This window comes from Chitinophaga sp. SYP-B3965 (genome assembly GCF_009647655.1).
Taxonomy (GTDB): domain Bacteria; phylum Bacteroidota; class Bacteroidia; order Chitinophagales; family Chitinophagaceae; genus Chitinophaga.
The window spans coordinates 21675-33079 of the sequence record NZ_WJFD01000003.1 but is presented as its reverse complement, the minus strand read 5'-3'; the positions used below and the strand labels follow the sequence as shown (position 1 = coordinate 33079).

The window sequence follows — 11405 nt, the reverse complement described above, 5'->3', positions numbered from 1 at the left end:
TAAATCCTATTCAGATAAATGATATGCATATGAGACAGTATCAGCAATATATCTTAATGCTCCTGTGTGTTGCCACCATGCTGGGTGCCTGTAAAAAAGGATTCCTGGATGTAGCACCTCCGGACAAAATATCTTCTGACTTTTTCTGGAAAACAGAAGGAGATGCAGACCTCGCTTTAAGTGGTTTGTACAACTACCTGTATCAGAGTGGCGGTGGATATGCCACATCCATGTATGAAATATTTGCATGGGATAACTTCAGTGATAACTCCTACGGACAGTATAATTATGGTGGTGGCCAGACGGCGCTTTCTTCCGGGATCACATCGCAATCCGGCGACTTTGTGGCCAATTACTACACAAATTCTTACAAAGCCATTGCGGCAGCCAATTCATTTATTGTAAATGTTGATAAGGTGCTCACGGGTGATAAGCTCACCAGGTATAAAGCAGAAGCTTATTTCATCAGGGCTTTTAATTATTTCTGGCTGGCGCAGCTTTATGGTAATACCGTTATTGTTACAGAAGATCCTTTCTCTATAGATTTTACGTCTACCCGGGCAAAGTCAGACAGAGGGGATGTGTTGAAACTGGTGGAAGACGATCTGAATTTAGCGATTGCATCTTTACCGGATGTAACGTATGGAGATGGCCATGCTGTTAAAAGTACGGCACAGGCATACAAGGTACGGGCATTGCTCTTTCAGAAGAAATATGGAGAAGCGGCTGCACTGGCTAAAGAGATCATGCTCGGTAATAAGCACAGCCTGTATGCCAATTATGCCGGTAACTTTTATAAACCGGATCAGAACACAAGTAAAGAGATCATGTTCTCCGTAAAATACCAGCGCCCGAATATCTTACACCAGGATGTGGCAGTGGCGGTGCAATTGCACCGTTGGAAAGGAGAGCTGGGCACGCAGGACCTGATCGATGAGTATGAGGCAGCAGATGGTAAGGATACGGCCTCTTCCGCCGTGTATGTAAAAGGACGGCCATTTGAAAACAGGGATCCCAGGATGCGGATGACCTTTTTCTTCCCTGGTGATACAAAGGTACAGGGTTGGCCTTTTACCGGAGATTTGGCTATTGCCACTCCTGGGAAAGACAGCTGGATAGTTGGCTATTATGCTGTGAAAAAATGGCTGGATCCTTCTCTCGTTGATCCGGATTATGGTACCATCGATGATAATGATTTTGTATTGCTGCGTTATGCGGATGTATTGCTCATGTTTGCGGAAGCACAGAATGAAGCGGTTGGTGCAGATGCAGATGTATATACCGCCATGAAACTGGTGAGGAACAGGGTAAATATGCCGGACCTTCCTGTTGGGTTAACAAAAGATGAGATGCGTATCCGCATCAGGCATGAAAGAAGGGTAGAGTTTGCGCTGGAAGGATCGCGTTATTTCGATCTCAGAAGATGGGGAATTGCCAGTACGAAATTGAATGGTTTTGTACAGAATCCACTTACCCCTACTATCAAAACAAAGTATGAAGCACATTATGATATGTGGCCGCTGCCGCAAACGGAAATAGACCGGAATACACCGGTGCTGTTGCAAAACCCCAATTACTAAAAACAGGTACTCAAAAAATAAAAAACGCCCTCTTTGCCCCGGATACTCCCTGTGGCAGAGAGGGTTTTTATAAAAAAGGGCCGCCTCATAGGAGACAGCCCTTCGTATTAGTGTATGATGTTATTATTTCTTCGCTGCTGCAAACTGTGCTCTGATCACATTCAATGCACCACCTGCTTTGAACCACTCAATTTGTTGTTCATTGTAAGTATGGTTCACCACGATCTCATCCTTAGATCCATCCTTGTGGTTTAAAACAACCGTCAGGGATTTACCAGGTGTGAATTCAGTCAGACCGATGATATCGATGTTATCATCTTCCTGGATCTTTTCGTAATCGTCTTTGTCATTGAAGGTCAAGCCCAGCATACCCTGTTTTTTCAGGTTGGTTTCGTGGATCCGCGCGAAAGATTTCACGAGGATAGCGCGAACACCAAGGTGGCGGGGTTCCATTGCTGCGTGCTCGCGGCTGGATCCTTCACCGTAGTTTTCATCACCCACAACGATGGAGCCAATGCCTGCTGCTTTGTAAGCACGGGCAGTAGCCGGTACAGCACCGTATTCGCCAGTCAGCTGGTTCTTAACGGTATCTGTTTTATCATTGAAGCCGTTGATAGCACCAATGAGCATGTTGTTGGAAATGTTATCCAGGTGACCACGGAACTTCAACCATGGACCAGCCATAGAGATGTGATCCGTAGTACATTTACCTTTTGCTTTGATGAGCAGTTTCAATCCTTTCAGATCAATACCTTCCCATGCAGAGAACGGAGCCAGCAATTGCAAACGATCTGAAGTAGGAGATACGATCACAGAGACGCCGCTGCCATCTTCAGCAGGGGCCTGGTAACCAGCGTCACCCACATCAAATCCTCTTGGAGGCAGTTCAAAACCTGTTGGTTCATCCAGTTTCACATCTTCACCCTTTCTGTTCTTCAGGGTATCTGTGAGCGGGTTGAAAGTGAGGTCACCGGCAATAGCCAATGCAGTAACGATCTCAGGAGACGCTACGAACGCATGGGTAGAAGCCAGACCGTCATTCCTCTTCGCGAAGTTACGGTTGAAGGAAGTGATGATAGAGTTCTTACGGGAAGGATCGTCTATATGACGGGCCCATTGACCGATACAGGGACCGCAGGCGTTAGCCAGTACCACACCACCGAATTGTTCGAAGGTTTTCAGCAGGCCATCTCTTTCGATGGTGAAGCGAACCAGTTCAGAACCGGGGGTGATGGTGAATTCGGAATGTACGGGAAGGTCTTTATCGATAGCCTGTTTTGCCAGGGAGGCAGAACGGCTGATATCTTCGTAGGAAGAGTTGGTGCAGGAACCGATCAGGGCTACTTCCAGCTTCTCTGGCCAGTTGTTTTCCCTTACAGCCTGTGCAAATTTGGAGATAGGCCATGCCAGGTCCGGGGTGAATGGTCCGTTAACATAAGGTTCCAGTTCATCCAGGTTGATCTCGATCACCTGATCGTAGAACTTGGTAGGATCATTGTATACTGCTTCATCCGGACGCAGGTGTTCCCTAACGCCGTCTGCCAGTCCAGCTACTTCTTTGCGGGAAGTGCCTTTCAGGTAATCAGACATTTTGGTATCATAGGCAAAAACGGAGCAGGTAGCGCCGATCTCAGCACCCATGTTACAGATAGTGCCTTTACCGGTAGCGCTCATGCTATCCGCACCTTCGCCAAAGTATTCCACGATACAGCCTGTACCACCTTTTACGGTGAGGATACCAGCTACACGCAGGATCACATCTTTAGGAGAAGCCCAGCCACTCAGTTTACCGGTCAGCTTAACGCCGATCAGTTTAGGCATTTTCAGCTCCCAGCCGAGGCCTGCCATTACGTCTACCGCATCTGCACCACCAACACCGATGGCCAGCATGCCCAGACCGCCCGCATTGGGCGTATGAGAGTCCGTACCGATCATCAGACCGCCAGGGAAGGCATAATTCTCCAGAACAACCTGGTGAATGATACCAGCGCCCGGTTTCCAGAAACCGATACCGTATTTATCAGAAATAGATGCCAGAAAATCGTAAACTTCCTTATTGGTGTCGATAGCAGTAGCCAGATCCGCCACAGCACCAGTTTTAGCCTGGATCAGGTGATCACAGTGTACCGTAGAAGGTACGGCAACCGTTGCACGGCCACAGGTCATGAACTGCAGCAAAGCCATCTGAGCAGTAGCATCCTGCATAGCCACACGGTCCGGCGCAAATTCCACATAGGATTTACCTCTTTCAAAAGGGGTAGTAGTGGGTGCGTACAGGTGGGCATAAAGGATTTTCTCAGCCAATGTAAGCGGGCGACCTAACATCTTACGGGTAGCTTCCACTTTACCCGGTAATGCCGCATACAATTTTTTAATCATGTCAATATCAAACACCATGGAAATAAAGAATTTATGAGCGAATACATTAAAATTTGCACCGCGAAGTTAAACATTTTCATAGAGTTTTTAAAGGAAAACGCCCCCATTCTCTTGTACAAATCCCGGAATTACATTTGTTATTTAAACTAGATTGTAATAAATTTGATATATGAATAAGATCAAAGACTTTGTAGAATGGAAGGCCTTTGGTGTTTGTACTGCGCTGGGTGAGAAATTGGGCATTGCCACATCACGCATCCGGATATTCTTTATTTATGCCACTTTTTTAGCCATGGGGTCTCCCCTGATCGTTTATATGATCCTGGCTTTCTGGATGAATATCAAGAATTACATCGCGAAGGCACGCCGGAATCCCTTACGTTACCTTTGAGCTGATCCTCAGAGATTTAATTTACTAACTGATTTATCATCATTGATAACAGCTGCTCCTATAAAGAGCGGCTTTTTTTATGCCCCCAGGCAGGCTGCATAAATTCAGGTTCAAATAAAAGTAAAGAAAAAACCTCTCTCTGTCCCGGAAGCTTCCTGGTGGCAGAGAGAGGTCTTTTTTCTTTAAGGAGAACTATATTCTTTTTATTCTAAATGAAATAACGTCATACCTGCATAATGATTTTGCAGCTGATGCACCATGATGCCACCTGCAATGTTGCGCGTTTCATCCCGGTAATGTAAAACAGTATTTGGCGCTGCTCCCTGCGAGAGGACCACCGTAAAAGGCCCTCGTACATAAGCCTGGCCATTGCCATTTTCTTCTGCTTTAGAGAACTTCAGTTTAACGAGCTGTTCTTCCGTGAGTGGGATGGGGAAGAGGTCTTCCGCACTGTACCAGCTTTCCTGCTCTTCATGGGTTAACACACAAACCTGCTTCAATTCATGATCTACCTGGAGGACCTTTCCCTCCATTACCTGTTCTTCAAACTTAGCCAGTACAATATCACCGGCTTTTAATTCTGAAAAATTAATCATGGTGCTACTTATTAGTGTGCTATGAATTTAATGAAAAAAAAGGAGAAGTAAAAAGTAAAACCTGCTCTCCGGCCATGCCTGTTTTAATATTTTACATGCTTTGAAATAAATATATATATCTTGCTCCGGATTTTAGCGTCCCAGGCCCTATTTGCTAATAACAATATCCCTTACCAGTATGAATAAACCTCACAACGCCTGTTCCATCAGGAACATGGTGACCCTTTTATCTTTTCTGATCGTCAGCCATTTATTTGCCTGCCCCCTTTGCGGCGGAGTTCAATAATTCTTCGAATACTAATCCTTACTTATGAATAAGTTGAAAATATGCTTACTTATACCGGTTATACTATTACAAACACTTTGTGGCTACAGTACTACAAATAAGTGGGCACCTGCTGTTGCAAATGTTTCACGTTCGGGTTCCTCCCCAACTTCAGCCAACACTGTAAACTATGTTGTTACATTCACAGAAGCTGTAACGGGTGTAACTGCTGCATCTTTTTCTGTAGATACTTATTTAGGCCTTACAGGAGCCAGTGTTGCCAGCGTCTCTGGCAGTGGAACTATATATTTTGTTACTGTTAATGCAGGAACCGGGGATGGTAATCTCCGTTTAATTGTTACAGGCACAGGTATAAGCCCTGGTCTTATCAATGCTCCTTATACAACTGGTGCACTGTATACAATTGACAAAACGGCACCTACCGGTACGGTAAGTATTAATAGCGGAGCAGCTTATACGAATGATCCCTACGTGGCATTAAGTATCACAAAAATGGATACTGACCCGCTTTTACAAATGCGTTTCTCTTTTGACAACTTCAACTGGGGTTTCTACCAGACCTACATTGGTCTGTTAAATGTTACCTTACCCGCCGGAGATGGTGTGAAGAACGTATATGTGCAGTTGGTTGACCAGGCTTTGAATGTGCTTACTGTTAGTGACAATATCATATTAGATCAAACGGCACCAAATACATCTTTCTTAAGTACACCTCCGGCAGTGAGCAATGGTGCAGATCTCTTTGACGCTGCTTCCACTGAAAGCGGTAGCACCTTTGAAGGATCTTTAGATGGTGCAGCCTTCACGCCGGTTAGTTTCCCTCTTCCATTGTCCGGGTTAACTGAGGGGAACCATAGTTTCCAGGTCCGTGCCACAGACGCTGCAGGTAATACAGATCTTACACCAGAAACATATAACTGGAGCGTGGACCTTACAATACCAGTTGTTGTTTCAGTAACAGCTCCTTCCAATGGTTATTACACGGAAACAAGGGACATGGATTTTCATGTGAACTACAATGAAGCTGTAGATGTGGTCACCACAGGTGGTGTACCATACTTTGAAGTGAATATCGGGGGATATATCTGGCATGCCAGTTATGTTGGTGGTACAGGAACTAACCAGTTAACTTTCCGTTATACCGTAGGGCCAGGGGAGGTGGATCTGGATGGGATCAGTATGGGAAATACCATCGTCTTAAACGGTGGTACTATAAAAGATCTCGTGTATGATGCAGTGCCGGCATTAAATAACCTCCCATACTTAGGGAGCATATTTGTAAATACATGGCGCCCATCAGCAGTGTTATCTACTACAGCAGGCCCCTATGTAAACGGACCTTTTACAGTGACCACTACTTTCAGTGAACCAGTAACCGGTTTATCAGTGGCAGACTACTTTATAATAATGGTTACAGTAAGCAACCTGCAAACTTCGGATAATATTACTTATACAATGCAGCTGACACCTGATCCGAGTTCAGGTGCTTTTACCCTTCAATTGCCTGCCACCACGGTGGATGGTGTATTTGGGGGAAATCCCAATACAGCATCCAACACACTTTCTTTCCAATACGACGCTGATGCACCGTTCATCACTAGTGTAACCAGGCCGCCTGCTGGTAATTATCATCTCAACTCTCCGTTGTTTTTTAACGTTAATTACAACGAGATCGTAAATGTAACCGGTACTCCTCATATTGGTATCCAGATAGGAGGTCCTGCGATCAGGAATGCATCCTATGTTAGCGGATCAGGAACAAATACGCTCATCTTCAGATACGATATACTGGAAGAAGGCCTGGTGGCAAATGATGTATCAATGATCCCAACCATTGAAACAAATGGTGGAACGATAAAGGACATGGCTGGTAATGATGGAGGCCTGCTAATGACTAATTTCAGTGCAGGAGCAATTAATGTAGACACCAGGCGCCCGACCGTTACACTTAGCACAACCAGCAGTCCTGTATCGGGGCCTTTTACTGTAACAGCTACATTCAGCGAGGCCGTTACCGGCTTTTCACTTGCAAGCATGTCATCTGTAAATATGGCGCTGGCGGGCAACCTGCAAACAACTGATAACATCACTTATACCTTCACGGTCACACCCAGTGTAAATGGTAATGTGCAAGTGTGGGTAAACGCCAATATGGCAAGTAACGGGCGTTCGAATGGTAATACCGCATCCAATACGATTTCCGTTGATTATGATGATGTGCCGCCTGTGATCACTTCTGTAAGTGTACCGGCCGATGGTTATTACAAAGCAAACAGCCCGCTCAACTTCACCGTGAATACCAGTGAAGTGATACAAGGTTCCGGTACACCATTCCTGCAAGTATTGATAGGAGCAAACACCCGCCAGGCTACCTACGTATCCGGCCTTGGTACCAATGCGCTCACCTTCTCTTATGTGATACAGGATGGAGATATGGATGGTATTGCACTGGGTGCGAACCTGATGCCCAATGGCGCTACCTTAAAAGATGTTGCGGGTAACAACATGGTACCTGTATTGCAAAGTGTGGGTAACATGCAGAATGTATTTGTGAATACAAGCCATCCATCAGTTGTATTATCAACTGCCGCTGCTGCCAGGGTGAATACACCTTATACCATCACCGTTACCTTCAGTGAAGCAGTAACAGGCTTTATCGTCTCAGATCTTGCTGCGACTAATGCAACCGTGAGCAATCTGCAAACCACTGATAATATTACTTACACCGCATTGATAACACCAGTTGCAGATGGAGCCGTAACTACCCAGTTACCGGCAGACCGTGCAGAGAACATTGGTGCAAATGGCAATATGCTTTCTAATTCTTTGAGCTTAACATATGATGCAACATCGCCTGCGATCACTTCTGTAAGTGTGCCGGCCAATGGTTATTACAAAGCAAACAGCCCGCTCAGCTTCACCGTGAACACCAGTGAGGTGATACAAGGTTCCGGTACACCATTCCTGAATATATCAGTAGGAGCAAACACCCGCCAGGCCACTTATGTTTCCGGCCTTGGCAGTAATACGCTTGTTTTCTCTTATGTGGTACAGGATGGGGATATGGACATGGATGGCATTGCACTCGGTGTGAACCTGATGCCGAACGGCGCCATCTTAAAAGATGATGCAGGAAACAACATGGTAGCTGTATTACAAAGTGTGGGTAACACACAGAACGTATTTGTGAATACAGATCATCCGTCTGTCGTATTATCCACTGCTGCTGCTGCAAAGGTGAATGCGCCTTATAACATCTCCATCACCTTCAGTGAAGCGGTAACGGGCTTTGCAGTAAATGACCTTACAGTTACGAACGCAACTGCCGGTAACCTGCAAACCACTGATAATATTACTTACACCGCATTGATAACACCAGTTGCAGATGGAGCCGTAACTATCCTGTTACCGGCAGACCGTGCAGAGAACATTGGTGCAAATGGCAATATACTTTCTAATTCATTGAGTTTAATATACGATGCAACATCGCCTGCGATCACTTCTGTTAATGTGCCCCCCAATGGTTATTACAAAGAGAATAGCACACTCACCTTCACCGTGAACACCAGTGAAGTGATACAGGGCTCCGGTGCGCCATTCCTGCAAGTATTAATAGGAGCAAACACCCGCCAGGCTAATTACGTTTCCGGCCTTGATACCAATGCGCTTACCTTCTCTTATGTGATACAGAACGGGGAAATGGACATGGACGGTATTGCACTCAGTGCGAACCTGATGCCAAACGGTGCAGTCTTAAAAGATGATGTTGGTAACAATATGGTGTATGCATTGCAAAGTGCAGGCAACACGCAGAACGTATTTGTGAATACAAATCATCCATCTGTAGTATTATCCACTGCCGCTGCTGCAAAGGTGAACGCACCTTATACCATCACCATTACCTTCAGTGAAGCAGTAACGGGTTTTGCTGCTACTGATCTTACAGCAACTAACGCAACTATCAGTAACCTGCAAACCACAAATAACATTACTTACACAGCATTGGTAACACCGTCAGCAGATGGAGCCGTAACTACCTTATTGCCGGCAGACCGTGCAGAGAATATTGGGGCAAATGGTAACGCGGCTTCTAATACTTTGAGCTTAACATATGACGGAACAGCTCCGGTGATCAATGCAGGACAAACATTTAATGCGCTTGAAAACAATGCTGTGGGCACTGTGGCAGGTACTGTAACTGCAACGGAAGCAAACGGTACTTTACAGAACTGGACTATCGCAACAGATGGCTCCGGCGGCGCTTTTTCCATCAACACAAATGGTACCATTACAGTGAAAGACGTAGCATTACTGAATAGTAAAGCAGGTACTACTGTTACATTAAACATCACCGTGAGCGATGGATTAAATACCAGCGCGCAGGCAACAGTAACCATTGCCATCGGAGCTATTAATAAAGCACCGTTCTTTGGCGTAGTTGCAGACAGGGAAATTTGTATCACTACTGCCACGCAGACCTTCCCTGTAACAGGCGCTACTGCTACAGAAGCCGGACAAACATTTGGTTTTACTATCAGTGCAGATCAGCAAATATTTGATGCATTGACAATTGATGCTGCCGGCGTAGTGAGTTACAAGCTGAAAACCTCCGCTACCGGCAAAGCGAACATCACCATCATCATAAAAGATAATGGTGGCGTGACGAATGGTGGCGTAGATGTTTTCCAGCGCACATTTGCCCTCACGGTGAACAGCCTGCCGGTTGTAAATATTACCAGCAACAAAGGCTCCACTGTTTCCAAAGGAACTGAAGTACAACTCACTGCTTCCGGTGCCGCTACTTATAACTGGGGTACTGCCACAGGTGCTGTGTTTACCATAAGGCCACAGGCTAATACTACTTACACCGTTACAGGTGCTAATGCAGCAGGTTGCGAAGGCACCGCACAGATCACCCTCAATATCATAGAAGACTTTAAAGTAGATGCTGCCAACCTCCTTACACCAAACGGAGATGGGATCAATGATAAATGGGTGATCAGGAATATAAGCAGCTATCCGGATAATGAACTGAAGATCTTTGACCGCGGCGGCCGTATGATCTATCAGCGCAGGAATTATAACAATGAATGGGATGGCACCATGAATGGCCAGCGGCTTGCCGAAGGAACGTACTATTATATCTTAACCATTGATGGAAGTGGCAAAACTGTAAAAGGTTATATCACTATCATCACAGATAGAAAATAATTATGAAGATCAGATTCGTCGTTTTAATAATGCTGTTCGCAACGAATAGCATGGCGCAAAGCCTGAGTGAAGCACAGGCTTTACTGGAACCCTCAGGTACCCAGTATTTTCAAAACCAGTACCTGGCCAATCCCGCCATGGCGGGCATTGATTCCGGCTTACATCTGAATGCCGCTTATCGTAAACAATGGGCCGGCATGGAGGGGGCACCCGTTACCCAATTTTTTACTGCGGATTATGGAATGGGAAAAAGAGTAGGCTGGGGCGTAAATGTATTCAATGACAAGGCAGGCCTGATCAACAGGACCCGTGCGGCCGTTAGTTATGCTTACCACCTGCCGCTCAGCCAGGATGGAAAAACATTGCATTTCGGGCTTTCACTGGGCATGAACATCCAGCGCCTGGATTATAAATTGATAGACGGCGAAATAAATGACCCCTCCATTGGCGCATTTAACAGAAGAGATGATTATTTTGAAGCAGAATTTGGCATGGCTTATGCGCATAAAGGCTTAACCCTGCAGGCGGCTTTACCAAATATCAGGAGCCTGGTGTCCGGAGAGAACAAAGGTGTAAATGGGGGAGGTATCTTTTTCTCCGCTGCGGCTTACAAATTTGACCTGGAAGGAACAGTTAGTGTGGAACCGAAACTCTGCTACCGGGGTATCAGGGGATACGATAATATCCTGGATGTAGGGGTGAATGTCACCTTCCTGAAAAACGTAGCAAACGTGATGGCAGTGTATCATACCTCTAACAGTTTAACCACTGGCATTGGGGTGGATATTATGAAAACGGTGATGATCCAGGCCATGTATACCATACAAACAGGCGGCATGAAAACTTATGTAGACGGTGCCTACGAAATAGGGGCAACCGTTCATCTTTTTAGATAAATACACGTTATGGATACAAAAGGGGCAATGCCATTATTGGCGCTGCCCTATTTTTTTAAGTAATGT

6 protein-coding genes are annotated in these 11405 nt (G+C 45.6%); 4 read left to right on the top strand and 2 right to left on the bottom strand.

Translation table 11 applies throughout. From position 1 onward, the window contains the following. The first annotated feature begins 29 nt into the window (after positions 1–29). The gene (locus tag GFS24_RS17860) at positions 30–1580 is read left to right on the top strand and encodes a RagB/SusD family nutrient uptake outer membrane protein (RefSeq protein WP_173003115.1); all 1551 of its coding nucleotides are present in this window, start codon (positions 30–32) and stop codon (positions 1578–1580) included. Positions 1581–1703: 123 nt separating this feature from the next. Here GFS24_RS17860 and GFS24_RS17855 read toward each other — a convergent pair whose 3' ends face one another. After that, positions 1704–3977, bottom strand: a complete 2274-nt coding sequence (locus GFS24_RS17855; RefSeq protein ID WP_153661696.1) for an aconitate hydratase — start codon at positions 3975–3977, stop codon at positions 1704–1706. Between the two features lie 151 nt (positions 3978–4128). Here GFS24_RS17855 and GFS24_RS17850 point away from each other — a divergent pair, with 151 nt between their 5' ends. Continuing rightward, positions 4129–4350 carry a PspC domain-containing protein gene (locus GFS24_RS17850; protein ID WP_074243026.1) on the top strand — a complete coding sequence of 74 codons (222 nt, stop codon included), beginning with the start codon at positions 4129–4131 and terminating at the stop codon, positions 4348–4350. Positions 4351–4553: 203 nt separating this feature from the next. Here GFS24_RS17850 and GFS24_RS17845 read toward each other — a convergent pair whose 3' ends face one another. Further along, complete coding sequence (locus GFS24_RS17845; protein WP_153661694.1) at positions 4554–4946, bottom strand: hypothetical protein; 393 nt, start codon at positions 4944–4946, stop codon at positions 4554–4556. Between the two features lie 310 nt (positions 4947–5256). Here GFS24_RS17845 and GFS24_RS17840 point away from each other — a divergent pair, with 310 nt between their 5' ends. After that, complete coding sequence (locus GFS24_RS17840; protein ID WP_153661691.1) at positions 5257–10443, top strand: Ig-like domain-containing protein; 5187 nt, start codon at positions 5257–5259, stop codon at positions 10441–10443. Positions 10444–10445: 2 nt separating this feature from the next. Beyond that, the gene (locus GFS24_RS17835) at positions 10446–11339 is read left to right on the top strand and encodes a PorP/SprF family type IX secretion system membrane protein (protein ID WP_153661689.1); all 894 of its coding nucleotides are present in this window, start codon (positions 10446–10448) and stop codon (positions 11337–11339) included. Positions 11340–11405: the final 66 nt, after the last annotated feature.

What these genes read in the sequence shown, in the direction of transcription:
- GFS24_RS17860 (WP_173003115.1), top strand. Translation starts at nt 30, where the DNA reads ATGAGACAGTATCAGCAATATATCTTAATGCTCCTGTGTGTTGCCACC.
- GFS24_RS17855 (WP_153661696.1), bottom strand. Translation starts at nt 3,977, where the DNA reads ATGGTGTTTGATATTGACATGATTAAAAAATTGTATGCGGCATTACCG.
- GFS24_RS17835 (WP_153661689.1), top strand. Translation starts at nt 10,446, where the DNA reads ATGAAGATCAGATTCGTCGTTTTAATAATGCTGTTCGCAACGAATAGC.
- GFS24_RS17845 (WP_153661694.1), bottom strand. Translation starts at nt 4,946, where the DNA reads ATGATTAATTTTTCAGAATTAAAAGCCGGTGATATTGTACTGGCTAAG.
- GFS24_RS17840 (WP_153661691.1), top strand. Translation starts at nt 5,257, where the DNA reads ATGAATAAGTTGAAAATATGCTTACTTATACCGGTTATACTATTACAA.
- GFS24_RS17850 (WP_074243026.1), top strand. Translation starts at nt 4,129, where the DNA reads ATGAATAAGATCAAAGACTTTGTAGAATGGAAGGCCTTTGGTGTTTGT.